Source organism: Rhizobium acaciae (genome assembly GCF_025941625.1).
In the GTDB taxonomy this organism is placed as follows: domain Bacteria; phylum Pseudomonadota; class Alphaproteobacteria; order Rhizobiales; family Rhizobiaceae; genus Rhizobium; species Rhizobium acaciae.
Genome location: NZ_JAPCZO010000013.1, coordinates 54,773 through 78,778 on the forward strand (window position 1 = coordinate 54,773; position 24,006 = coordinate 78,778).

At 57.8% G+C, this 24,006-nt stretch carries 22 protein-coding genes and 10 pseudogenes; 11 read left to right on the forward strand and 21 right to left on the reverse strand.

Going from position 1 to position 24,006, the window contains the following annotated elements; translation table 11 throughout:
• Window positions 1-3 precede the first annotated feature (3 nt).
• The 6 genes and pseudogenes from tnpC (OLZ32_RS20900) to OLZ32_RS20925 form a co-directional block, all read right to left on the reverse strand.
• Window positions 4-1,536 carry an IS66 family transposase gene (gene tnpC / locus OLZ32_RS20900; RefSeq protein WP_264396528.1) on the reverse strand — a complete coding sequence of 511 codons (1,533 nt, stop codon included), beginning with the start codon at window positions 1,534-1,536 and terminating at the stop codon, window positions 4-6.
• Between the two features lie 71 nt (window positions 1,537-1,607).
• The gene (gene tnpB / locus OLZ32_RS20905) at window positions 1,608-1,964 is read right to left on the reverse strand and encodes an IS66 family insertion sequence element accessory protein TnpB (RefSeq protein ID WP_094086125.1); all 357 of its coding nucleotides are present in this window, start codon (window positions 1,962-1,964) and stop codon (window positions 1,608-1,610) included.
• Window positions 1,961-2,437, reverse strand: a complete 477-nt coding sequence (gene tnpA, locus OLZ32_RS20910; RefSeq protein ID WP_264396529.1) for an IS66-like element accessory protein TnpA — start codon at window positions 2,435-2,437, stop codon at window positions 1,961-1,963. Before tnpA (OLZ32_RS20910) ends, tnpB (OLZ32_RS20905) begins: the two co-directional genes overlap by 4 nt.
• Window positions 2,438-3,061: 624 nt before the next feature.
• A complete protein-coding gene (locus OLZ32_RS20915) occupies window positions 3,062-3,376 on the reverse strand; it encodes a hypothetical protein (protein ID WP_264396530.1) in 315 nt (104 codons plus the stop codon).
• Between the two features lie 40 nt (window positions 3,377-3,416).
• Window positions 3,417-3,584: pseudogene (locus OLZ32_RS20920) on the reverse strand (transposase); the annotation flags it as partial.
• A pseudogene (locus OLZ32_RS20925) lies at window positions 3,583-3,759 on the reverse strand (IS110 family transposase); the annotation flags it as partial. The pseudogenes OLZ32_RS20925 and OLZ32_RS20920, both read right to left, overlap by 2 nt.
• A gap of 105 nt (window positions 3,760-3,864) precedes the next feature.
• Between OLZ32_RS20925 and OLZ32_RS20930 the strand changes: the two are divergent.
• From OLZ32_RS20930 to tnpB (OLZ32_RS20940), 3 genes and pseudogenes are all read left to right on the forward strand, one after another.
• On the forward strand, window positions 3,865-4,818 hold the full coding sequence (locus OLZ32_RS20930; RefSeq protein WP_264396531.1) for a LeuA family protein: 954 nt from the start codon (window positions 3,865-3,867) through the stop codon (window positions 4,816-4,818).
• Between the two features lie 76 nt (window positions 4,819-4,894).
• Entirely contained in the window at window positions 4,895-5,365 is a 471-nt protein-coding gene (tnpA, locus tag OLZ32_RS20935) for an IS66-like element accessory protein TnpA (protein WP_264396532.1), read from the forward strand.
• Window positions 5,362-5,480, forward strand: a pseudogene (gene tnpB / locus OLZ32_RS20940) (IS66 family insertion sequence element accessory protein TnpB); the annotation flags it as partial. The gene tnpA (OLZ32_RS20935) and the pseudogene tnpB (OLZ32_RS20940), both read left to right, overlap by 4 nt.
• Before the next feature lie 368 nt (window positions 5,481-5,848).
• Here the strand turns inward: tnpB (OLZ32_RS20940) and OLZ32_RS20945 are convergent.
• From OLZ32_RS20945 to OLZ32_RS20975, 7 genes and pseudogenes are all read right to left on the reverse strand, one after another.
• Window positions 5,849-6,085 carry a hypothetical protein gene (locus tag OLZ32_RS20945; protein ID WP_264396533.1) on the reverse strand — a complete coding sequence of 79 codons (237 nt, stop codon included), beginning with the start codon at window positions 6,083-6,085 and terminating at the stop codon, window positions 5,849-5,851.
• A 19-nt stretch (window positions 6,086-6,104) separates the two neighbouring features.
• Window positions 6,105-7,760, reverse strand: a complete 1,656-nt coding sequence (gene tnpC, locus OLZ32_RS20950) for an IS66 family transposase (RefSeq protein ID WP_264396534.1) — start codon at window positions 7,758-7,760, stop codon at window positions 6,105-6,107.
• 49 nt (window positions 7,761-7,809) lie between these two features.
• On the reverse strand, window positions 7,810-8,160 hold the full coding sequence (gene tnpB / locus OLZ32_RS20955) for an IS66 family insertion sequence element accessory protein TnpB (protein WP_264396535.1): 351 nt from the start codon (window positions 8,158-8,160) through the stop codon (window positions 7,810-7,812).
• A gap of 2 nt (window positions 8,161-8,162) precedes the next feature.
• Entirely contained in the window at window positions 8,163-8,600 is a 438-nt protein-coding gene (gene tnpA, locus OLZ32_RS20960; RefSeq protein ID WP_264396536.1) for an IS66-like element accessory protein TnpA, read from the reverse strand.
• A 147-nt stretch (window positions 8,601-8,747) separates the two neighbouring features.
• Window positions 8,748-9,335, reverse strand: a complete 588-nt coding sequence (locus tag OLZ32_RS20965; RefSeq protein ID WP_264396537.1) for a plasmid pRiA4b ORF-3 family protein — start codon at window positions 9,333-9,335, stop codon at window positions 8,748-8,750.
• Window positions 9,332-9,490: pseudogene (locus OLZ32_RS20970) on the reverse strand (transposase domain-containing protein); the annotation flags it as partial. The pseudogene OLZ32_RS20970 and the gene OLZ32_RS20965, both read right to left, overlap by 4 nt.
• Window positions 9,491-9,604: 114 nt before the next feature.
• Window positions 9,605-10,548: pseudogene (locus OLZ32_RS20975) on the reverse strand (tyrosine-type recombinase/integrase).
• Window positions 10,549-11,204: 656 nt separating this feature from the next.
• Here OLZ32_RS20975 and OLZ32_RS20980 point away from each other — a divergent pair.
• Window positions 11,205-11,348 (forward strand): annotated as a pseudogene (locus OLZ32_RS20980) (transposase domain-containing protein); the annotation flags it as partial.
• 14 nt (window positions 11,349-11,362) lie between these two features.
• Window positions 11,363-11,590, forward strand: a complete 228-nt coding sequence (locus OLZ32_RS20985; protein ID WP_264396538.1) for a hypothetical protein — start codon at window positions 11,363-11,365, stop codon at window positions 11,588-11,590.
• Window positions 11,591-11,640: 50 nt separating this feature from the next.
• On the opposite strand, the gene OLZ32_RS20990 is transcribed toward OLZ32_RS20985, so the two are convergent.
• The 3 genes from OLZ32_RS20990 to OLZ32_RS21000 all read right to left on the reverse strand — a co-directional run bounded on the left by OLZ32_RS20990 (window position 11,641) and on the right by OLZ32_RS21000 (window position 13,178).
• Entirely contained in the window at window positions 11,641-12,279 is a 639-nt protein-coding gene (locus OLZ32_RS20990; RefSeq protein ID WP_264396539.1) for a tyrosine-type recombinase/integrase, read from the reverse strand.
• A 228-nt stretch (window positions 12,280-12,507) separates the two neighbouring features.
• On the reverse strand, window positions 12,508-12,834 hold the full coding sequence (locus OLZ32_RS20995; protein ID WP_264396540.1) for a helix-turn-helix domain-containing protein: 327 nt from the start codon (window positions 12,832-12,834) through the stop codon (window positions 12,508-12,510).
• Window positions 12,831-13,178: a type II toxin-antitoxin system RelE/ParE family toxin gene (locus OLZ32_RS21000; RefSeq protein ID WP_264396541.1), complete on the reverse strand. Its 348-nt coding sequence runs from the start codon at window positions 13,176-13,178 to the stop codon at window positions 12,831-12,833. Before OLZ32_RS21000 ends, OLZ32_RS20995 begins: the two co-directional genes overlap by 4 nt.
• Window positions 13,179-13,569: 391 nt before the next feature.
• Here OLZ32_RS21000 and OLZ32_RS21005 point away from each other — a divergent pair.
• Window positions 13,570-14,385, forward strand: a pseudogene (locus OLZ32_RS21005) (Tn3 family transposase); the annotation flags it as partial.
• Between the two features lie 55 nt (window positions 14,386-14,440).
• Here the strand turns inward: OLZ32_RS21005 and OLZ32_RS21010 are convergent.
• Window positions 14,441-14,761: pseudogene (locus OLZ32_RS21010) on the reverse strand (exodeoxyribonuclease III); the annotation flags it as partial.
• Window positions 14,762-14,765: 4 nt separating this feature from the next.
• Entirely contained in the window at window positions 14,766-14,942 is a 177-nt protein-coding gene (locus OLZ32_RS21015; protein WP_264396542.1) for a hypothetical protein, read from the reverse strand.
• Between the two features lie 202 nt (window positions 14,943-15,144).
• Between OLZ32_RS21015 and ku the strand changes: the two are divergent.
• A pseudogene (ku, locus tag OLZ32_RS21020) lies at window positions 15,145-15,703 on the forward strand (non-homologous end joining protein Ku); the annotation flags it as partial.
• 59 nt (window positions 15,704-15,762) lie between these two features.
• Here ku and OLZ32_RS21025 read toward each other — a convergent pair.
• Window positions 15,763-16,263 (reverse strand): DUF4334 domain-containing protein, encoded by a 501-nt coding sequence (locus OLZ32_RS21025; protein ID WP_319641131.1) that lies wholly within the window; start codon window positions 16,261-16,263, stop codon window positions 15,763-15,765.
• Window positions 16,264-16,315: 52 nt separating this feature from the next.
• Window positions 16,316-17,208, reverse strand: a pseudogene (locus OLZ32_RS21030) (hypothetical protein).
• A 57-nt stretch (window positions 17,209-17,265) separates the two neighbouring features.
• Here OLZ32_RS21030 and OLZ32_RS21035 point away from each other — a divergent pair.
• Window positions 17,266-17,751, forward strand: coding sequence for a hypothetical protein (locus OLZ32_RS21035; protein ID WP_264396544.1), 486 nt, complete (start codon window positions 17,266-17,268; stop codon window positions 17,749-17,751).
• 508 nt (window positions 17,752-18,259) lie between these two features.
• Here the strand turns inward: OLZ32_RS21035 and OLZ32_RS21040 are convergent.
• Window positions 18,260-19,828, reverse strand: a complete 1,569-nt coding sequence (locus OLZ32_RS21040; protein WP_264396545.1) for a C25 family cysteine peptidase — start codon at window positions 19,826-19,828, stop codon at window positions 18,260-18,262.
• A gap of 481 nt (window positions 19,829-20,309) precedes the next feature.
• Between OLZ32_RS21040 and OLZ32_RS21045 the strand changes: the two genes are divergently transcribed.
• Genes OLZ32_RS21045 through OLZ32_RS21055 form a run of 3 tightly spaced genes read left to right on the forward strand, consistent with a single transcriptional unit; the run spans window position 20,310 to window position 24,003 of the window.
• Window positions 20,310-21,740 carry a ferritin-like domain-containing protein gene (locus OLZ32_RS21045; RefSeq protein WP_264396546.1) on the forward strand — a complete coding sequence of 477 codons (1,431 nt, stop codon included), beginning with the start codon at window positions 20,310-20,312 and terminating at the stop codon, window positions 21,738-21,740.
• Complete coding sequence (locus OLZ32_RS21050; protein WP_264396547.1) at window positions 21,737-23,122, forward strand: hypothetical protein; 1,386 nt, start codon at window positions 21,737-21,739, stop codon at window positions 23,120-23,122. The genes OLZ32_RS21045 and OLZ32_RS21050 overlap by 4 nt, the downstream gene beginning before the upstream one ends.
• Complete coding sequence (locus OLZ32_RS21055) at window positions 23,119-24,003, forward strand: hypothetical protein (RefSeq protein ID WP_264396548.1); 885 nt, start codon at window positions 23,119-23,121, stop codon at window positions 24,001-24,003. The genes OLZ32_RS21050 and OLZ32_RS21055 overlap by 4 nt, the downstream gene beginning before the upstream one ends.
• Window positions 24,004-24,006 lie beyond the last annotated feature (3 nt).

The window sequence follows — 24,006 nt, forward strand, 5'->3', positions numbered from 1 at the left end:
TTTTCAGGCCACGGCTTTGAGTTCGAGCTTTGCGGTATAGGCCCATGGCAACAGGTCATCGATTTGGCTGTTTGGATGACCGTTGACGATGCGGGTGAGGATATCTGAGAGATAGGCCAGAGGCTCGACTTGGTTGAGCTTGGCGGTCTCGATGAGCGATGCGATGGTTGCCCAATGTTCGGCCCCAGCGTCGGAGCCTGCGAAGAGTGCATTCTTGCGATTGAGCGCAATTGGCCTGATGGATCGTTCGACGGTGTTGGAGTCGATCTCGATCCGGCCATCGTCGATGAAGCGGGTTAAGCCATCCCAGCGTGACAGGGCATAGCGGATCGCTTCGGCGAGCTTCGTCTTCTGGCTGATGTAGTCGAGCTGTTCGCGTAGCCAGGGAGCGAGGCTGTCGGTGATCGGTCGGCTCTTCTCTTGGCGCGTGGCGCTACGCTCCTCGTGTGTGCGGCCACGTATCTCGTCTTCGATTCTGTAAAGTTCGGCGATGCGTCGAAGCGCCTCGCTGGCGATGGGTGCCGGACCGGCGGCGGCCAGTTCATAGAAGCGGCGTCGAACGTGAGACCAGCAGAATGCCAGCGACACGGTGTTCCTTGCCGCGAGCGGGCGATATCCACTGTAGCCGTCGACCTGCAGGATGCCGACGAAGCCCTCGAGATGGACCATCGGACGTTCACCTTTGCGGTCCGGCGCATAGACATAGGCGACGCCGGGCGGGTCATCGCCCTGCCATGGCCTGTCATCACGCGCATAGGCCCAAAGCTGCCCCGTCTTGGTCTTGCCACGTCCCGGATCGAGCACCGGGGCTGTCGTCTCGTCGGCGAAGAGCTTGGACGACGACTTCAAATGATCAAGCAGCCGCTGATGGACCGGGCGCAGATGCCAGGCGGCACGACCGACCCAGTCGGCGAGCGTCGAGCGATCGAGATCGATGCCCTGGCGCTTGTAGATTTGCGCCTGGCGGTACAGCGGCAGGTGATCGGCATATTTGGAGACCAGAACCTGGGCGACGGTTGCCTCGGTCGGAATGCCGCCCTCGATCAGGCGAGCAGGAGCGGCGGCCTGGACCACGACCTCTTCGCAAGCCCGGCAAGCATACTTTGGGCGACGCACCACCAGAACGCGGAATTGGGCGGGCACAATGTCCAGCTTCTCGCTGACATCCTCGCCGATCCGATGCAGATCATGGCGGCAGCAAGGACAGGCATGGTCATCGATATCGACTGTGATCTCGATGCGCGGCAGGTGTGCTGGTAGCGAACCCCGGTTCGTACGCCGCTTGGCGACCTGCGCCTGGCGAAGAGCATTCGACGTCTGCTCCTTCTCTTCCAGCCCGGCAGCCTCGACCTGTTCGGCCTCTTCAAGCCCCAACAGAAGCTGGTCCTCGGGAAGGGTCTCGGCCCGGCGGCCGAAGCGATGGCGCTGCAATTCCTTGATGATCTGACGCAGGCGGGCATTCTCCGCCTCGCGCGAAAGCACCATGGCTTTCAGCGCGTTCAGGTCATCGGGAAGCTCGTCTGCCGTCATCGTCATGGATCGAGAACAGCATATTTTGCCGCTCAGAACGAGAGGTTAGATAGTGCTGATTCAATTGGTCGCGGCCGCTATCCAGCCTTTATCGGCGCTCGCGTTTCGCTCGGCGCATGAACGCGTTTCCAGTCCAATCCCTCGAACAAAGCCGAGAACTGAGCGGCCGTCAGATGCATCGCACCATCTTGCATCCGAGGCCAATGGAACTCGCCATCCTCAAGCCGCTTGGCGACCAAGCACACGCCGCTACCGTCCCAGAAGATCAGCTTGATCCGGTCCGTTCGCTTGGCCCGGAACACGTAGATCGTGCCAGAGAACGGGTCGGCACCCATCTGGGCCTTCACCAGCGCTGCCAATCCTTCCGCGCCTTTGCGGAAGTCGACGGGCTTGGTGGCGATCATCACCTTTACCGCACCGGACGGACCAATCACGATTGAGCCTTCAACGCCTGGATAACGGCGACGATCGTTGCGGCATCGGTGCCAGAGGCGATACGCAGCGTGGCTCCATCAATTTGCAATTCGATAGCCGCCTCCGGACAAGCTTTTCGTGGCAAACGTGCCTGCCGCGCCTTCTTCGGCCCCGATTTCTCCGGCGACACGACGACCGCTGGCGCAAACATCGGTTCTTCCTCCGCCACAGCAAGAGCCTCAAGCGGCTTTCGGGCGAGCCGTCGCCATGTGAACAATTGCTGTGGCGTCAACCCATGCCGCCGCGCCACAGAGCACACCGTCACGCCAGGCTCGCAACTCTCTGCAATGATCTGCGTCTTCTGATCGTCGCTCCATTCGCGACGACGGCCACGGCCGGTGAATATCTCAAACCGGCGGACCGGCTCATCCTTGGAGTTAAGCGTAAGCTCTGAAATCGACATATGTCCAAGCCCTCTTTCGAGGCTGAACATCAATGATCAAGTGATGATCCGGAAGGTGGGATCAGGACAGCGCTTACGATATACCGTGCCGCCACAAGAAGAAGGGCGGGCATGGGTATGAGCGCGAGAATTGATACCGTCGTCGACATCGAGACCTTGCGTAGCCCGATACTAACTTTGCCCGAAGATATCGATGCGGCTTGGTTCCGAGACTGGGTGCCAATTTCGAACCGGCAGATCCGGCTTTTTCATGCCAAATGGGGCGAGACCATCCGGCGAATCACCGGATTTACCTGGCCGCCGGAACGCCCAGGCGTCGATGCAGTCTATGATCTCCTTCCGGAAGCTGCTCGTTACCCTTATTTCCTGCGGCTGTTCCTAGAGGAACTCGAACCCGGCCCGTTCGAGAAGCGAACCTACTTCAAACGTCTTGTATCGCGTTACGTAGACGCGCTTCGCGCCAGTGGTATCAACACTCACGCCCCAAAGGACGCGGAGACAACCGGTCAGCAGCTAGCCGAGCTTGCCGCACGCGGCCGAGGCGATGTATCTACCGCGGTCGTCCTGCTTGAATGGTCCGCGCAGCCGACCCCGGACAAACCGTTGTCGATGTTTAATGTTGCCGAAGCGCTGCCTGGTCTTCGATCCTATATCTTAACCTATATGGCTTGCTGGTCCGAACCGTTTGAGACGCTTCTCGCAGGCGACCCGCTTCCCATGACAGGCACTCCCATGGAAGGCGAAGAGCCCGAAGATAGTTACGTCGACCACTCTGTTCGGCCAGACGCCGTTCAAGGTAATTGGAACGACGCGATCGCAGCAATGGCGCGCCTGCTTGTAGCGGCAAGAAACGTACCTCCCGACGCATCGCTGGTCGGCGCACTGGAAGACCAACTGAGCATCCTCGACGAAGCGGTAAAGCAGCATTCCCTCGACCACGGTCCGCGCACCACCGAGGAAATCAGCCATCGCGCGGCCCCCCTGCTAACTGAGAGCCCGATTCAAAAGTTTATTCGTAGATCCAATATCTTGCGATACGTCGGGATAGCATTCGGATTGACGCGATTTGCGCCCAGGCGGTGGCGCTTTCGAGCGATTTCTCCCAATCCTTGGCGAGACGGCGGCAGCGACCGAGCCATGCGAACGTCCTTTCAACGACCCATCGGCGTGGCAGCAAACCGCGCCAGCATGCCAGCGACATCGCCGGCCACCACCGCATGCTTCGACATCTTCGCGCCGCCGCCCGGCGACAGCGACGTGATCAGCCATTTCAAACGGCTGAGTTCCAATGAGACGAAGATTGCGCCAAGATCAATGCGGATACCCTCATCTTTCACGCGGCTTCTCAGCATGTTGTCAGTTCACCATCGAACCTCCTTCTGCTTGCTGCAGCACACTATGGACGGAAACTACACTAGGTTGTACGTCGATGCAATCCATCGGGGGAGGAAGTGAAAATGGCGCGTCTCATTGATTGCACCCTAAGAGAAGGCGCCCAAGCACCAAATGTTGTGTGGCGCATCGATCAATCTATTGCAATTGCGCGCGGCCTTTTGGAATTCGGTGTGGACTGTATTGAAGCCGGACATCCCAGCGCAAGCAATCTCGAGTTCGATCGGACGCGGGCCCTTTCTCAACTTCGCCGGGATATCCCTTTGTTAGCACACGCCCGCGCACAAATCGAGGACATCCGCTGTGTGAAAGCGGCAGGTGCGGAATGGGTTGGGATTTTTGCAGGTGTCAGTGAGGTATCCCGGAACGTCAAGTTTCGAAATCGAAGCTTAGACGAGATCATTGGGCTGATCGAAACATCAATCGCTTTTGCAAAGTCCATCGGTCTGCAGGTCCGCTTTACGCTGGAAGACACCTCACGGACGGACTGGAACCTGCAGGGCATCGCCTATCGGGCAGCTATCTCCAAGGGTGCAGATCGCATTTGTTTTTCCGACACTGTTGGCGTGCTGACCCCGACTGAGGCTAGATTGTCCTTGCAGCGCCTTAAATCAACATTCTCGCAAACACCGATCGAGGTACATTTCCACAATGATCGTGGCCTCGCCTTGGCGAATGCGGTCGAAGTTGCGCCCATGGTGAATTGGATATCGACCTCGGTGAACGGTATCGGGGAGCGCTGCGGTATCACTGATACGATCGCCATGCGCGCTAACTTGGATTTCGAACAGACGAGAACGCTGACGGCGGATCAGGTCGATCTGTCCCGCAAATTGAGCGATGTTGTCAGCGCACTGGGCCGAAACACTATTGAGGATCGGCTGCCGATTGTCGGGAGGTACGCATTCACTCATTGCGCTGATCTGCATATCAAAGCCTTTGAGAAAGACGTCAACGCCTATTGCTGGCTAAAAGACTTCGACGGTCAGAACACACATCGCAACGTCGCTGTATTGTGAGCGCGACGAACAGCCCACCTTTCCTTTTGTAATTGAGGCCGCGAGATAAGCTCCTTCATTGACAGGAGCGGAACGAATGGTTGGAGATCGCGCTGATGCCATGCTTGAAGTCATGGGTGAAGCCATGGATGAAGCTAGGCATGAGGGAAGATATCGTCGGATCGAGTTGATCACCGGTCGGCGCCAGCGGCGGAATTGGACTGACGAGGAGAAAGCGCGGATCCTTGCGGAAAGCGCGGAGCCCGACGTGAATATCTCGGCGATTGCCCGGCGCTGGGGCGTCAATCGCGGTCTGCTGAACGTCTGGCGCCGCGAAGCCGGACTGACCTCTCAACGATCCGCAAAAGCCTGCGCGCAGCAGGCGATGTTCGTGCCGGTAACGGTGGTTGGCGATAGAACGTCTTCCGAGAGAGCGCCGTCGGATGTCGCCCACCATGCTGCGGGTCGTATTGAGATCGAGATTGCCGGCGCGCGAATGACCGTGATCGGCTCGGTGGCGCCCGAGTTGGCGCAGGCGATGGTGGCGGCGTCGCGAGGACGCCGGTGATCGGACTTTCGCCGAATGGCGTGAAGATCATGGTGGCGACGCAGCCGGTCGACTTCCGGCGCGGCATGAATGGACTTGTGGCTTGGTGGCGTCCGCGCTTGCGGCCGATCCCTTCTTATGCATCGGGTGAGATTCTGTGGCGGAGCCGTCATGGCGCCAGCCGGGGACTGCTAAATCTGGCATCTTCCGCAACATAATGTTTTAGCTTAGATACTGTTCAGCAGTTGCAGAACGGCATCGGTGGACCGGAAGCGCGTTCCGTAATCACCCTCGATGCCCGCCTTTGCGAGTCCGTTACGCATCATCTCGACATCCGCGGCGGCATAGCGTTAGCGCTGTTTTGCTCCCACCTTCCGGATTGCCAGCTGACCGTTGATGTTATGCCCGAACAGGGCTTGTAAGCATCCGAGGAGGGCCGCGGGATAGGGTCTCGTGCGCGAACCGGAGCCGGGCTAACCTTGGTTGGGCTTTTAGCGACGGTTTTTATGTGCGGTCGGCGTCCCTGCGAGCCTCGACGATATATTTGAGGTTCTCGATGCCGTCTTGGGAGAAGAGGACAATGTGCTCGCTCAATTCGGACGCCGGAAAGTTGTCATAGGCACTGAGGCAGCCATCTTCGGAGAACATTTCGATGGAGCACTCGTGCAGGAAGTCCTCGTCTTCACCGAGCATTTTGGCCACGTATTTCAGCGTGTACAGAGTTGAGTTCCTGTATCCCATTCGTTGGACCCTTTCTCCGTCAGGCGGCCTGTAGAGAAGCCGGGCTATCAATCTGCCGGTTACTTTTCCACTCCCATGGAAGCAATTCGTGCAGGCGTGAGACGGGAAGATCGGCGATGCGGGCAAGGATGTCCGCGAGCCATGCCTTGGGATCGACGTCGTTCAGGCGGGCCGTCATGATGAGGGTGAGCATGACGGCGGCGCGGTCAGCACCGCGATCGGAACCGGCGAATAGCCAGGATTTTCTGCCGCAAGCGACACCGCGCAACGCTCTTTCCGCGGCATTGTTCGTCATGCAAATTCTGCCGTCGTCCACATAGCGGGCGAAGTCAGACCAACGCGAGAGCATGTAATTGATCGGCTCGATCAGGGGGGAGGATCGCGATAGGACAGCGCGTTCCTGTTGCAGCCATTCTTCCATCGCCTCCAGAATGGGCTTGCTCTTCTCCTGTCGTACGTCGCGCCGCTCGTCGGCAGTCATGCCGTTGATCTCGCGCTCGATGGCAAAGAGCGCATCGATGCGTTTGACGGCTTCCAGCGCCACAGGAGAGATTGGCCTGGCACCCTGGCCCCGGCGCGCACGACGAGAGACGTCGGCGAGTTCGAAGAACTTTCGGCGCGCATGGGCGAAGCAGAAGGCTGGTGTCACCGGCATTTGTTTCTTTGTCCGGTCGAACAGCGGGTTGAAGCCATTGTAACAGTCGGCCTGAAGTATCCCGCCGAACTCAGCCAGGTGTCTTTGTGGGTGCTCGCCGCGCCGGTTGCTGGTGGCATAAAACACCGCCGCGGGCGGCGCGGGACCGCAAAAAGGTTTGTCGTCCCGAACATATGTCCAGATCCGACCTGTCGTGCATTGCCCCTTGGCGAGGATTGGGATTGTCGTGTCGTCGCCATGTAGCCGTTCGGCCCGGAACACATGGGTTTCGATCAAATCGAATAACGGCAAGACGACAGCGGTGACATTGCCCACCTGGTCAGCCAGCGTCTGGGTCGAAAGCTCGATACCTTCGCATTTGAAGCGTGTACTCTGCCGATTGAGTGGAATGTGCTGCCCGAACTTGTCGAACACGATCGTCGCCAGCAGATTTGCGCCGAGGAAGCCGCGCGGCGTCACATGGAATGGAGCCGGCGCCTGGCTGATCGCTTCGCAATCCCGGCAGGTAAACTTCGGCCTTACCGTCTCAACCACCTTGAAGCGGCGCGGGATCTCCTCCAGCGTCTCGGTGATGTCCTCCGCCAGCTTTGACAGCCGGTCGCCACCGCAACGCCCGCAGCTTGTGGGGGCATCAATGACAATGCGCTCGCGTTCGATATCCTCCGGCCAGGGTTTGCGCACCGGCCTCTTGCGGGTAAAGGCTCGCACGGACGACTGGGCTTTGGCGACGGCAGCTTCGGCAGCCACTTCGTCCTCGGTCTCCGCCGTCACCAGTTCCTCGAGCTGCAGTTCCAACTGATCGATCAGCCGCGCTGTTCGTTCACGGCTCGGCCCATGCTTCTCGCGTTCCAGGTTTCCGATCAGCAATTGCAGTTGTGCTATCAGCGCCTCGGTGCTCGACAGTTTCGCCTTCGCGTTGGCCGCGTCGGCCTCGGCTTTTAGCCGCGCTTCGCGTTCAGCCAGCAGCGCTGGGTGAGCGCTGGCAAGGTCTGTCGGAAGAGAAAGCGGCGTCGATCCCATGACAGGGATTGAATCAGATTTTGAAGGAATTTCAACAGGAAAACGCCCTTCAAACGCGCGTCGGACGCCAGGTTTCTTGCGGATTGCGCCAGTCAATTCCGGACAGCAAATAGGAGAGCTGGGCTGTCGAGATCGTAACCGCCCCACCTTCCACGTTTGGCCAGATGAACCGCCCTCGCTCCAGCCTTCGAGTAAACAGGCAGGCTCCCAGTCCATCGTGCCAGATGATCTTGATCACGTCAGAACGCCGGACCCTGAAGCAGAAAAGGTGGCCGCTTAACGGGTCATGCTTCAATACCTCCTGGACCTGCAGGGCCAATGATGGAAAGCCGCGCCGCATATCCGCATAGCCCGTCGCCAGCCATACCTTCACACTTGTCCCCATCGGCAACGGGTTCATGGTCAAAGCGTCTCCAAGCCGCGGATGATCCGCAGCAACGCTTCCACATCGACGGTCTGATCAACGACCACGCGCCGACCGTTCGCGCTCACCACCTCCATACGGCCGCTATCCGACATCGGGTGTTGTGTCGGCGCTATTGGCGCAGAATATTCACCCGACGCATGGCGCTCCGGAACAACAAGGGTGGGAACGACCAGGGCCGAAACAAATCCTTCCGGTGAACCATTGCCAAGCCTTCCTTCCCGCGCAGCCTTGCGCCAGCTATTCAACTGAAAGCGCTTAATCCCGTGACGCTGAGCTGTAACCGTCACCTGCCGGGGACCGCAGAGGCTCTCTGCAACAATCGCAAGCTTGGCTTCATCACTGAACCGGCGGCGACGACCCCTATCCACAATCTCCAGGCGGCTTACCTGTTGATGGTCTCTGATAATGTCCATGGCTACAACACCGGCTATATTGACGTCGATATAGCCAGTGCTCTTCCATAATCCTCATCCGAACAAGGCGGCCCTGCTCGGATGCGTACCAGGGCTTCGACATATGACGATTAGTAACCGTCCGGCGAAGACCGCAGGCTACGTCCTTCAGGTTTTTGAGCGTAGGTTGCGGGTCCATTTCTTGGCGAGTGCCAGGAGGGCGAGCTCGATCGCGGGTTTGTCGATGACATCGGTGTCGAATTGGTTGCCGCCCCACCATTCGATGAGTTCTTCATGGCGTTCATGATCGGGGTCAGCAAGCGCTTCTATGAACTCCCGATAGCCCCCCGGTCCGCCGATATCTTCGGGTGGGCAAGCGCCTGTTGCGTCGATGAGGCTGAGAGAATCTAGACCTGGGATTGCGGGTGCGATGCGTTCGATCTTGATTGAATGTTCCCAGCCGTCTCCAAAGTCATAGAGGTATTTGAAGGATTTTGCTCCAGTGTCCTCGATCGCGGACAGAAGCGTTGCCTTGCGGGCATCCAGCGGGCCGTCACCCCAGCCGGGGTCCGGCATGCCGAAGCCGATGTTCTTGATGCGGAACTCGTAGAGGTGGCTGTTGGTCCAGCCAAAGGCTGCCTGAAGCACCAGGTGCAGCCGGTCGAGCCTGATGTCGAACGGCACTTCGATGCGGCGCATGACGGTCGGTTCGACATCATCGAGCATGATCTTGAGGCGGGCGATGGATGTGGTCATGCGGCAAATGCCTTCTCAACCGGCTGCCCAATTTCAGGATCGCTCTTCCATTCCCATGGCAGGAGTTCGGACAGTCTTGTGGACGGGTGCCCGGCGATCCTCGCCAGCACGTCTGCGAGCCATGCCTGCGGATCGACATCGTTGAGCTTGGCGGTTTATGCCGACCGGCGAACTATGCCGAATGCCTCTTCTGACAGGGACGGCAAACTGTGCGTTCCGAGCCAGTTTGGCGGGTCGCCGTTGTTTGGCGCTCGGCATAGTTCTCATCCTCAGAGGGTGTTCAGGAATTCCAGAAGCCGGTCGCTTGGTCGAAATCGCTCGGCCTTGGCGCGTTCGTACGGCTTCAGCTTTGCGAGTGCAGATTCCTTCAGTTCGAGATGCGCATGAAGATAGGTCAACGTCGTTTCCATTGCTTCGTGGCCCAACCACAGGGCAATGACCGAGCAGTCGACGCCCGCCTGCAGCAATTCCATGGCAGCGCTATGCAGCAAGACATGGGGCGACACCCGCTTTGAGCGAAGGGATGGGCAGTTCTCTCGCGCTTTGGCTACATATTTGTTCAACAGCGCCTGCACGCCGTCGGCGCTGAGCCTACCGCCGTGCATATTCGGAAAAAGAACCGTCGCGCCTCGCTTCCCTGGTTCTTTGAGCCAAAGCCGGAGGGCTTCCTGTGCAATCTTGGTGAGGGGCGTACTTCGCTCTTTGCGGCTCTTGCCGATGCATTGCACATGCGCACCGCGGCCGAGCATTACCGAGTCTCGGTCGAGGTCGGTGATCTCCGAGACGCGCAGCCCTGTTTGCGCGGCTAGCATAGCAGAGTGTAATCGCGGCGTCCCAGCCACGTGCTTCGATCCGTGCAATCCAGGATCGATTCAATCTCGGGCCTGGTTAGGAACTGAAGCTGCCGCTTGTCACATCGCTTGCTGGGGATCGCGAGCACACGCTGAATGTGGGCGCTATGTGTCGGTTCCTCGAACGCCGCATATCGGAAGAAAGATCGAATGGCCGTGAGGCGGAGATTGCGGGTCCTCACCGAGGCGGCTCTCTTTGTCTCAAGGTGCTCCAGAAATGCGCCGACGAAAGGCGCGTCCAAATCCCGCAGGGTCAACTGAGATGGGGACATCGCAAGGCGCGTCTGTGCGAACGCAAACAGGAGCCTGAAGGTGTCGCGATATGAGGCGATGGTGTTGGAACTTACACCTCGATGCTTCATGAGCCGATCCGTAAACCACCGCTCGATCAGCACCGCCAGGGGTGAGCGCTGCAAACCCGTCTGCGCCGAAAGGACAGACCTCCCGCAGAAATCGAAGCGACAGAAGCTTGTGGCTCCCCACTGTCGCGGCGGCGAGCCCTCTCTCAGTCGAGAGATATTGCCCGAATACATCGGCGATCTTCTCGTGCTCACTGCGCTGAATCGGAAGCGCGGCTGGTATTAAGCCTTTCTCTCGTAACGCCAAAAGCAAGCGGCGGAGTGCCGATCGATCGCCCGAGTCGGGCTTCCAGTGCTTGAAACGATGCTCAAGAAAGCGGTCGACGTGAACCTCGCTTAAATCCTGCGGAGCATGTCCATTGCCAACATGCCAGTCCATCAGATCCCGAAACAGGCTCAGCGAGCGCCACGTGCATTGCCGACCCAAACCTTCGTTCGACATTTTGGCGGCGTAAACGCCCGCAAACTCCCGATACGGACCGTAGACCAGCTTCCGGTATAGGGAGCTGCGATTCAAATAGTCAGCTGCGTTCATGTGTCCTCTCCTGCGCGTCAATTGCGACGGAGAGACCCTAATCTATGCCGATTAGCCGCCCGCTATGGTGCCGGAAACGTTGGCAAAAACTTGATTAATCGGCATAGTTCGACGGTCGGCATAAACCGCCAAGCTCAACAACGTCGAACCGCTGGCCTATCTCGCCGACGTGCTGACCAAGATCGTCAATGGCCACCCCAACAGTAAGATCGACGAGTTGTTGCCTTGGTCATACAGGTCCGATAAAATACCCACGACAAACGAATAGGCGGGGAGTGTGCCGTGACAGAGCAAAGCATCTCATGGGAGCAGGATGGCATCGACTCCGGCTGGTTCTTCGCCAGGAATGTCGGCTCAGTGAGGAGCAGTTCCAGTTATCGCCCTGGAGGCTGGTGGTTCCTTGCAAAGTGGCTACCTGACACGGAAGAAAACGATATTGGCCCCTTCAAAACCAAAACTGCGGCGTTGGCAGAGGCAGAGCGCCTAGCTGTTCGCCAGTTCAAAAAATAGCAGGAAGCATCAACTTCGGCTATACCGTGGCCCAATAACAGCGCTTACGGCTAGCGGTGGGTGGTGGCGACCTGCGCGTGCCCGAGCCAGGCTTGGATCGTCAAAAGATCCACGCCGGACTGGAGAAGCTTCATGGCGAGGGAGTGCCGGAAGATGTGTGGCGATATGGGCTTTTCGGCCAAGTCTGGCCTTATGGCCACTGCCTTGGCCGCCGCTCGTCGTACGATGTGGGTCGCCCCGAAGCGCGTCAGGCGCTCATTGTGGGCGCCGATAAAGATCGGTCTTGGTTGGTGGTTGGTGATTCCGCGTTCGCGCAACAAGGCCGCCAGCGCTCTCGCCAGATCCTGATGAACGGGGATGACGCGATCTTTGCGCCCCTTACCGTGCAACAGCACCTGCGAGTGCGGGCGTTCCAGCTGAAGGTCGTCAGCATTGACACCGATGGCTTCGGAGACCCGCGCGCCGGTCCGCGCCAGGAACAGCAGAAACGCGCGGTCGCGCCGACCACGGGGCGTCCTCTGATCGGGCGCCGCAATGACGGCGTCCACTTCTGCGTTGGTGAGATGGTGCGTCACCTCAATGTGCGCGAGTTTTGTGGGAATCGTCAGCACGCGTTGCGCGATACTAAAGGACGCCGGGTCGGCCGCTGCCACATGGTGGAAGAAAGATCGTATCGCAGTAATCGCCAATCACGCCGGAGCGCATGAACATAGGCGACCATCGCCACCCTGCTGCAAACGGCGAAGATGTATGCCATTGATCTGCAAGCATGGCTAACCCAAACCCTTCTGCCGCAGGTTGGAACGTTTGGTTTTGTGCTGGCCCGTCGTTGCGGGCGTGCCGCAAATCCAGCAACTCAGGACAGGAGCGGTCATATTTTCGGTTCCTGGAGCAGCCGTCTTCAGCGGCTGCAGATCCTATGCATGCGCGTGCGTAGCCCGTAGCGGTTTGGCTGTAGGATGTACTTTGACCTTCACGTCCACCGTCTGGCCGAGCAGATCAAGCATCTTCCAAAGGCGATCGACGGTGAAGCCATCCAGCTTGACGCGGCGGATGCGCGAGAATTCGGTATAGTTGATTCCGGTCAGCGTTCCGGCTTCTCGGACCGAGAGCTTCCGCATATCGAGCGTCTTGACAATCTGTGCCGCCAGCGTAGCCCGAAGATGCTCCAGTTCCGGGTTCGGCATATCGAAGTCGCGGAAGATGTTGCCACTGCCACGAACAAGTTCAAAATCGTCGCTCATCGTAAAGCCTCCTTCAGTCGTTTCAGGCGTTCGCGGATCAGGTCGATTTCGGCCTTCGGCATCGCGACGCCCGACTTCGATTTTTTCTGAAACGCATGAACAACCCATATGTCCGTATCGATCTGCAGCATGTAGACTATGCGGAAAGCATCGCCCCGATGTTTCAATGCCAGCTCGAGCACGCCCGACCCGAGGCCTGTCAACGGCTTTGCGATATCGGAATGACCGCCCGCGGCAGCCATGGTCAACGCCCGCGCCATTTCGGCCTGAGCGCCGGGCGGAAAATCTTCAAAATCTTTCCGGGCGGCCTTGATCCACGATAAGGTTCGGACATTGTCTGACACATGGGTCTATGTTGATATATTTATCAACGGTCGTCAATGAAAATCGCGTAGTCGCAGTCCCTTTCGGCGCCCGCGGCGGAACGACTTATCGATGAAGGGTAGTGTAGATTGAGCAGATATGGTGAGCGGATAGTTTTAGCCGTCCTCAGAGAGACGCCCCTGAAACGGCCGCGAAAAAAGCGAATACTGTGGATTGGAACTACTCTGAGTTGACAATCTTCGATTCTCGATGAGTGTATCGTACAGGGACGCGGACAACGAAAGGTCGTGGCTGAATGAGTGCGTTTCGTTTTCTTCATGCAGCCGACATTCATCTCGATAGCCCACTTCATGGCTTATCACGTTACGACGGCATACCGCTTGACGACGTTCGGGGCGCAACCCGAGCCGCATTTTGCCCATCAGTCCGACCGAAAGCGAGGCGGCCTATGTGCTCGATGGGCTATTCGATCAGGACACGGTCCTGGACATCCAGGAACACTTTACCGATACGGGCGGCGCAAGTGATCACGTCTTCGGACTGTTCGCCCTGATCGGAAAGCGCTTTGCACCGCGATTGCGTAACCTCAACGATCGGAAGTTTCACACGTTCGAGAAGGGAGACGCATATCCGACACTGTCGAACCACATCGGCGCGCCGATCAACACCACTCTGATTCTCGATCATTGGGACGATCTGCTCCATCTGGCGGCGTCGACCACGACACGGTCCGTGGTGCCGTCTACGATCCTGAAGAAGCTGTCCGCATCCCCGAAGCAAAGCCATGTCGCAAGGGCGCTACGGGAACTCGGCCGGATCGAGCGCTCGCTCTTCATGATCGAATGGTATTCAAGCCCTGCATTGCGGCGGCGCAGTCAGGCCGGTCTCAACAAGGGCGAGGCCGCGCATAAGCTGAAGCGCGCCGTCTTTTTCCACGAGCGAGGCGAAATCCGTGACCGGTCGTTCGAAAGCCAGGCATTCCGCGCCTCTGGCCTTAACCTCGTCGTCAGCGCCATCGTCCATTGGAATACGGTCTACATCGAACGGGCCGTCACCCACCTACGCAATGGTGGGCGCCAGATCCCTGATCATCTGCTCAGGCACATCTCCCCGCTGAGTTGGGAGCACATCAATCTGACCGGCATCTACACCTGGGACAGCGAGCAGCACCTGCCGGAAGGCTTCCGATCGCTTCGCCTTCCAACTGGGTTGCGGCGCGCCGCATAAGTTCTCACTCTGTTCGACCTAAGCGTGTCGCCGAGAACAGTTCTTGTTCCGACCCCAGATAGAGGCAACCGATGATCACGCCGTCGATGGCCGCTTCGATGTAACGGCTATGCGTGTCATCCGGATCGCCGGGCAAGCCGCGCCGCGTTTCGAGAGGATCCTGCTCGCGAGCAAGAATGGCCACTCCGTTCCAGGATTTTTGCCCGTGCCAGATCGCACCGTAGCCGGCGCGCTCAAGTTCGCGACGCGGAAACTTGTTGTCCGGGGCTTTCAGTTCCTGCAGGCACACGACATCCGGCTCCGCCTCGTCGAGCCACCGCAGCAGAACGTCGAGGCGGCCGTTGATGCCGTTGACATTGTAGGTGGCGAGTTTCACCTGATCAGCGCTTGCGATCGCCTTTATCACCCTGGCCGGGCTTGGCGTCGTTCTTCGCATCGTGACGCGCATCAGCCGACAGAGATCGAGAGACATCGACGCTTTGCTTGAACTTGCCGTCTTCGTCACGGCGGACATAGCGTTTATCGGTTCCGGTATCGATCAGTTCACGCTTGCTCATGGCAGGACTCCCTTGAAGTTGTTCCTCTTGGAAACGCAGGCGGCTGCAAAAAGTGTATGCGAATCAAGACGCTAATCGATGACCCGCAATGCGAGCGACCGTTGCCTGCTAAGTCATTGAAAATGATTCATTTTGACTCGGAACGATTCGTCCGCTGATTCGGTTTTGAATCGCATTAGTTGCGTCAGGGAGTATCAGCGTCATGGTTAGCCCGAGAGCGAATTGGAAAGGCTTCATCAAGTTCGGAGAGGTCTCCTGTCCGGTGGCGCTCTATACCGCCGCTTCCTCGTCGGAGCGGATCGCCTTCAACACGCTCAACCGCAAAACCGGCAACCGGGTCAAACGTGAGTTTGTCGACAGCGAGACCGGAGATCCCGTCGAGCGCGACGACCAGGTCAAAGGCTACGAGGTGGACAACGGCCAGTACATCGTCCTGGAACCGGACGAAGTCGCCGCAGCCGTGCCCGAGAGTGACAAGACGCTGAAGATTGAAGCCTATATCCCCTGCTCGCAGATCGACACGACCTATTTCGACAAGCCCTACTATCTGGCGCCGGACAAGATGGGTTCGGATGCCTTCGTGCTTCTGCGCGATGGCATGAAAAACGAAAAGGTCGCAGCCATCGCTCGCACCGTTCTCTTCCGCCGCATGCGCACCCTTCTCATTCGCCCCCACGGCAAGGGCCTGATCGCCAACACTCTCAACTTCGATTACGAGGTCCGCTCATCGGCAAAAGCCTTCGAAGACATGCCCGACTTCCAAAGTCAATCTCGGCGATCAGTGTCGGCTGGGCGAACACGAGGTTTTTGCAATCAGCGCTCACGGCTCATCGACCCGTTCGAGTTCGAAGAAGTAGATTCGATCGTCACCCTTGATCGTCATGGCTCCCATGACCCTGCGTTCGTCCATTCTGCGGAAATGGTCGATAATCGGCTGACCGTCATACACCATCGCCGCACTCGCCACGCCCTGGAATGACATGGTTTTCAGGGACGCCACGGGGCCTTTGGCCCGGAACCCGCGCTGAAGATATGAAAACAGACATTTCGCGGCACCCGTCCTCCCGAGCCTGTGGAACCGCAGAGCCAGGCGAAGCGGTATTCTTGCCGGGTCGATCGGGATCAGCCGTTGCTCGCCCAAGCGAAACAGCAGCGCATCGGTGCGCATGTTCGGCGTGAACCGCTTGCCGAACCAGCCGAGGTTTTCCAGCACACCGTCGAACGGATGGCCGGACGGAATGCCCCGACCGGTCCACAGTCCGATCATCTCGCGCGGCTCGACCGGCGGCAGGCTTTGAAACTCATAGAGTGCCTTCTGCATCTGCGGCCTGCTCAATCCGAACACTCCTCTCCTTGCGACGCGAGGCGCGATGCTACGCGATGTCGCCCTGCTCTTCCCTACGCTGTTTGATGCGCTGTTTTGATCTGGCCCTTTGCCGAGCGGTCCGCAACTCCTCTAGGGTCGGCAGCCACCAACCTCGAGCGAGCTCTTCTTCTCCAGGTGGTATTCGTGCCGGCCAGGTGGTGACCAGTTCCTCGAGCGAACCGGGTCGCCACGACGCCCAAACATGCTCCTCGCTCTGGCCCGCAGGAAAATAGAACGTGCTGACAGTCGCAGGATCTGCCAACTCGCCGTCCGTGCCGGTGAAGATCACAACACCCGCATGCGTGCCGATCGCGCGCGCGAACGGCGGGCCATCGTCGGCGGGCACAGGATAGCGTTTTCGCCGACGCTCCCTCAGTCTCGCCTTCAATGCCTCCTCTTCATCGGTGCCCTTCATCGCCTCGCGGCGCGCTTTTCTCACCTCGGATTCATTGCGTGCGGCGGCTGCCTCGATCGTCGGCCATCGTCGGCGGAGTTCACTGTATGATCGGTAGGGGACAGTCCACACCCGGCGATCATCGTCCCAGCGTGCAGACGGGATTTCGCGAATTTCGTTCACGACAGTGCGCGAGTAAGGCGTCCGGATATGAAAGACCGAAGGTGCGGCTTCGAGATAGCGGCTTTCGATCGGATCGAACGCGAACGCGTCCCTGCCCTTCTCGTCGGCAAACGCGTCGGCTTCCGCTTCCATCTCGGCGAAGCCAGCGACCGATGCGCCTCTCTGCGGTCCGGCCAGGCACGAACCAGGCATTCAAGCTGTCGCTCCAACGAGCGCGCGGGAAAGTTTTCCCGAAAGCGCTGCACGGTGATGCGATCGTGAGGCAGGTCAGTCCGTTGCGCCAACACGGCAGCCGGGGCGGTATCGTTCGGTTCCTTTTCCATGGTTACCTCCACGGCTTGCTTTGGAAAGGATTATATCATCACCCACGACTGAGGGCGATGCGATGGCTAGCCCGGCCGTGCGGGCTGTTCGCGCTTCGGCTAGCTGCGGAAAATTATTACCGGACAGGACGGTGGCAGAACGTTTTTCTCTGCCAGGTTCAAGCCCAAGATCTCGGCCGACAGCTAAATCTGAAGAAGGTGGGCGCTGCCCATTTCTTTAACCTCGCCAGCGATGGTTTCCAGCATCTCAACAACTATGTTGGGCAGGTCAGCGCTGACAGGAAGCACAACCCCAAAAGGTTTGCCAATGTATACCATGTAAAGGAGGTGATTGACGAGCTTGATTGGCTCGGCCTCTATCCAGAGATCTGGAAAATCGCGGAGCAAAATTACAGCGCGGCGTGGAAGGTCGATAAACCAGCGGCATCGGACCTTTTGACGCGGGCAAAAATCCAACTCAAGTCGTGTCAGGTTTCACAGAGTATGAAAGACGAAACGATGCGGACCATCGATCACCATATAGTCGATCTCCAAGTAATTTAGTTATTCCCAAAACCGAGTCGGCCTCATTGCCATGAAGACATTGAACCATCGACTCTGCAATTGCCGCCGGACAGCGATGATTTTTGAACATTAAGGCGCGTAGCCGCATACACGCGCGTTATCTTGCGGTGGCGGACTGCCTTCCTCGCAATAGCCAAGGCATTTTGGAAAGGCCGCCAGAACAGCGCGAGCTTACCAGTCAAACCGACCACATACCGTGGCGTTTGGCGATATCGATCAAGAGCGGCTTTGTGCGGAGTGCCCTACCGATCGAGATGCTCGCTCCAGTCCGTTATCGTGAGAGTGTAGCCATGAGTTTCGCCAGTGCACTTGATCGTCTTTCCGACAAGCGTCTCAAGTTCGGAATCGAATAACGGATTGCCGCCTTCCCTTCGGAGCACAAAAGAACCCTGGCCGGTGTCGAGGTGTACAGCCTCGCGCTCGCTTTTTGAACCTATAGCAAAAGGTTTTTTGGTTACCGTGCCTATGAATTCTTGCAAATCCTGTCTCAACGGCTCCTTATCTTAGTGATCGAGGCAAGCTCGCCATCGACCTCCTTGCCGACGAACACCAAGATGTCTACCACTCCGGTTTCAGCTCGGGACGAAGACGTATCATCTAATGACTTAGTAAACAGTAGGTGAAACGCGGTCGGGAGTGAAGGTGCTTGTGCAAGCGCATGCGGGAGTTTAGCGCGCCCTCGCTGCCGGATTGAGAACGACAACACACTTCCCGGCGTTCTTCCTTGAGCCTCCGCGCTTGCGTGCAACCGGTCGAGTATCGCCTTTTTTGGCTTCCTCTTGACCAGCGTGGGCACTGGCTCCTTGGCGGCGAGACCAATGCCTTCGCGAAAAAGAAGCCGGCGGCGGTCCTTCCGATCCGATCGTTCCGCGATTGTATAGTCGGTTGCAGCCGCCAACACAAATGCCTTAGGCGTTTGGACGGGCGTGAGTGAGGGATCGCCGTAGAGGTTGAATTGAGCGAGCGTTTTCAGGTCCGTAGGATCCATGGGCGAGGATTTCCGGACAAAGGTTTGGCGGGCTTCAAGTGCGGCTCGCCCGTTTGACGAACCACGAAGGATGTTTTGAAGAAAGAACTGGCATATCAGGTCAGCCTGGCCGTTTCCCTCTGCGGGGCCGTAAGCGATCGTCGTGCTGGCGAAAAACCCATAAGCTTTGTTTGCAAGATAAACGTTGCAGATGCCAATCTGCGTTTGGGTCGCGGAAACCGGATATAGTTCACCACCGTAACAGCATTCGGCAGCAACGATCGTCCCTTCCTGAAGCTTCCCATCAATATAGGCCGCGTCTAGGGCAGGAGGATATTGGCTCGCTCCCGTGCTCGGCTGTCCGTAGAATTGGGAACTCGCGGGCGCGCCATGACAGTTGAAAAAATGCATATGCCGTTGGAGTTGATCGGTACTCCACTTGTAGTCGCGCGGAGGGACATCCTCGACTTTCGCGGGGGCGCCGAACGTGTTGGTCACCGAGAGGTCGGTCGATTTTTTCCAGATCTGCGCCGTCACCGCGAAATAGGTTTTCGCGGAAGGAAGGGAAGCGGGTCTGTATTCCGCGGCCACCCGAAGCAATTCAGCGAGATAATTCGGGTCCGTTCCTCCTGTGACATCCGGTAATCTGCCGACAACCCTTGTCGGACCGATGAAGTCCTTCGCGTCTCGGCTGTAAGGCGCTTCGCATGCATAGGGAAGATCTCCATAAGCATACTCGTCTGGGTCTTCTCCGCTTGGATCCAGAAGAGGGTTTGCCATGTCCTGATGTGGTACGATATCGATTGCGCCCAATATCACCACGTAATCTGGTCCAAGTGCGCGGTAAACTGCGTCGATGGCTTCCTTGTTCTGAGCGGGATCTATGGGTCGCGTCACCGGCGGTGCGGACAGGGTCTTCATGACACCCTTGTCGTCAAGAGGAACAAAAACCGTCACCAGTCCTCGCTGTTTATCCGCGGAAATAAGCGCATCGACACTGTTCTTGATGGCATCATATCCGTTGGCGCCATACTTTCCCTTGAGCGCCGCAACGTTCGTGACAATGACCTTGTCCGGTTGTTGATCCATGATACTTCCCCTTTTTTGGTGAACCGCCTCACCAGTTCGGCGGTATCGAATTGTTTTCGCGAATGCGCCAACGTCCCTTGCTATCCATCGCACCAACATAATCGCCGCGCGAGGTTTCGTCGAATATAAACCAATACGACTGTGTTCATGTTGGATGGTATCAAGTTCAGTTAAACGAAATCGGATATCAATTGACGGCGTAGTCTTCTGGTTAGCAGTAAAACTCGCCTCTGTTCATAACACCGCAGGCCGTATGTCCATGGCGAGAGATGGCACAATTCGCGACAAAAGCGACTTCTGCTCTATAAAACTCTCAAGCACAGCGCAGGTGCAACTGCCACAGGAGAGATTTTACGAGCGCCGCCCATTTTCACTTTCCAAAGTGTTGTGGGCGTGCTTTACTTCAACCTGAGCGACAGTAGATAAATCGTGCTTGCGAAACAAGAGGGATTTGCGGATCCTGGGGAACTTGGGGCTGAGAATGCGAAGCCGCGTCACGGAACAACTGCATCAAATTCTCGATCAATCATTGAAGGCACGGGTCACCCGTGCCAAAAGCTTGGGTCCGGAAAGTGCGAGCTCCAGCACATTTGTCGTCCCGACAGGCTTTTCTCCGCACGATTATGCGGTCTTTCTGCTGCACGTAGCCGCGGAGATCGAACACGGGCTTCTCATCCAATATCTTTTTGCGGCCTACTCGCTCGGCGGACCTCAGGTGCCCGAAAAAGAGAGGCCGAAGGTCGTGCGGTGGCAAACCATCCTGCTCGGAATCGCCCGGGAGGAAATGGGTCACCTGATCACGGTTCAAAATCTGCTCAAGCTGATTGGTGGCCCATTAAATCTCGAACGCGACGACTTTCCTTGGGATTTGCCGTTCTATCCCTTTCCGTTCGCGCTTGAACCGCTCAGCGCCAAGCTCATCGCGCGCTATGTGTGCATCGAAAGTCCAGATGTTTGGCCCGATCACTGGGCAGCGCAGCAGAAGGAGATCACAAAACTCGCCTTTCCGGAGGGGAGCGATGGCTTTAACCGTGTCGGCCTGATTTACGGCAACCTTAAAACGCTACTCGGCGATAAGACGTTGATGCCTGATTCTTCTTTTCACGCCGACACGCTGAGTTATCAAGCCTCGTTCGACGAATGGGGCCGAGGATATGCTGGAGGTGCTCGCGGTGCTGCAACCCCTGGCGCGGCAACGCCCGACGTTCTCATTCATACGGCCTATTCCCGCAAAACCGCATTGGACGCACTAGATGCTATCGCTGAGCAGGGTGAAGCGGCGGATGCAATCAGCCAAGAGAACGACCTCTCCCATTTCGAACGATTTATGGAACTGTACCAGGAGTTCTCGGCAGAATCTGGTTCATCCAGACTCTGTCGGCCGGTCATCAGCAATCCGAGGGTGGTCGGCGATGCTGATGCTGTTCCCAATACGACCTATATCGCCCATCCCCCATCAAGGCACTGGGCGGAACTTTTGAACCTGCGGTACCGGATGCTGCTTACCTACCTGAGCCACACTTTCCGGATTTCTGGGAAAACCGGCAGGGCCGAAGGCATGGTACGGGGAGCGGTGCTGAACAGGGCCTTCGGAGAGATGTACAATCTGCGCGCAATCGCCAACATTCTGGTAACTTTGCCCGCCATCGATGCAGCCACAGTCGCTCGAGCCGCCCCGACTTTCGAGCTCCCGTATACACTGACGCTGCCCTATCTAGAGCGCGATGTTTGGGGGCTGCACCTCGACTTACTTAAGGCTTCCGGGGATTTGATAGCGGGAGTGCAGGGCACCGCCGGAACCGATGCCGACGCGTTTCTTGCCTCATTGATGGCAATCGACGCAAATGCGGCCAAAACCTTCCAGTCAGCTCTTAACGGTTGCTTCACTCCCGCTCCTGGAGGAATGTCATGACCATTCTCGAGCTGCGCATCCTCCCGCCTCTTGCTGTCGCCCGGCTGGGCGCATCCGATACACCTCTCGCGAGCTACCGACTGGACGTGGATCAAAATGCGCGGCTTGGATACCGCACGATCGTGCCCGATGAGACGCTTGAGGTCGACATCGAGACCGGAGAGATAGTCAAGGCGTTCACGCCGGCGCGTATCAAGTTTCGTGATGGCGACAAAATCAGACCAGTGGCGCCTTTTCTTGAGGTGTTCGCACGGACCTCGCCGGATGTCCTCGAACCGTTGACCCTCCAGCTCTTGGCCGCACATAAATTGACACCCGAGGATGTGAAATGGACGGTCCATCTGGGTTGCCGAAAGATCGAGCGCCGCACAATGGACAAAAACGATCGGATCGAAGCGCTTCTGAACTTTTCCGATTACACGCGCCATTCTGTTTTGGCGACGTGCGCCAACTTCCGGGACGGGAAGACACTTCCGATCGGATGGGTGCAGTACGTGCGTCCCAACAACGAATTCCCCGAAATACGTCTGCGCTACACGCCTCCCGCGGGTCACGTTTATGGATCGAGCCCGACCGGCGAACTTTATGACACTTCAAAACCAGAACCAAAGCACACTGATCCGAACGTGCCGGAAGAGCGAATCCTTTACGATCCGGCAAAAGGCGGCTGGCTTGGATATGATGAAAGTAAGGCTGACGTATCCCGAGTGACAAATCCGGGAAGCATCTTCACACAATACGGCCCTGATGGATTGAGCAGCGGCTATTTCGATGACGAATGCGATGGAATCGTCCTCGTAACGTTAGATGTCGAAGGCAAGTCGTTGAGCGCTTTTGCTCGCGTAGGCGCTGGCCCACCAACCTTTGCACCGGATGTGATCCCCATCCGGACAATCGCAGACGAGTTGGAACAGGTGGCCTTCGGGGTTGGACATGACGGCATGGCGACCCTTGCAGAGGCAGAAGAGATCCTGCGCCGTGCGGTGGAGACCGTTCGATTGTTCAATACGACCGCCCTAAACGGCAATACCGTTCAGGGTCGCACGAACCAAACCAGCACAATGGTGCGTCAGGACTCGAACGATTTCGGGCGCTTCTTCGAGCCGATCATGGCACCCGCAATCGTCGACAACCACGCTATCCTTGCATTGCATCAGAACGTTCTGACCGCGCTTCGTAGCGGCACGGGGGCTTGGTTTGCGGATGCTCTCCGAAAACCAGAAGAGATCGGCGATCTGAGCGATATCGGCCGCCGGAAGATGCCCGCGATGATGCGCGGGGCTGATGGGCGCCATCTGGTCCTGACGAGGCGGCAAATCGATGCGGTCGTGTCTGCTGCCATCGGCAAATTGTTCAGCGATGAGCCTGAGGTGAAGGCATGACCAAGATATCCCCTAGCAATCTCGCGGCACAACTCAACTATCGCGGTCGCGGCAATCCGTGGAACACGCAGCCTGTCACCGCCATATCCAATTGCTTTCCCGGGCTCGAATTTGACTTTCGCGTAATCTGGCGTCGGATGTTCGAGGGATTGTTGCTAATGGAATGCCACAATCTGGTGATCGGCGGCGAGGGCCCGCTTGCCGCACTCGAGGATCACCGGCTGCTTGGGATTGTGGACCCAGAACGCACTGACGACGAAGCGCCACTCCCACTTATGGTGCAAACGAGCGGCGCAACGATGCCAGGCAGGGCCGGTAACCTTGGGAACCTTGGCAACAAAAACGGCGTATCGTTCATGGAGTGGTCGAACAGCCTCGCTCGGATCTTCGATGCGCAGGGCCGGACCGTTGTCGGCTATTTCACTCCAGACAAGTCACTCGACGAGGTCCTACTGCCCACCGATAAGGAAGATCTTGCATCCCTCAAAAAGGTGGAACTCACCGTGCGGAAGATATTGGATGTCAGTGCGGTCGACGGCCAGCGCATGGCGACGATTTCGCGGTCTCTGATTGAACCGGGCGAACTTAGCCAGGGCCTTTGTTCCCCCTGGCAGAACGACTATCGTGAATGCGCTTGCTACTATTGGGCTGCAAGTCGACCGGACTATGTCAACGTCGTGGATGGGCCCGATGGTGTCAGCACCGGCGACGACTGGATGGCGGTCGAGCGCCCCGCCGCTGGAGGATATGTGCTCGATGACCGATCTGACTCGAGCGTGTGGAGCTACGATCAGCTCTTCCAGAATTGGCAAGGATACCTGAAATTCGTCGTTGGCGGATCAGAGGCGCAGGACGCTGAAGACCGTGCTGATCCCAGCTAACTC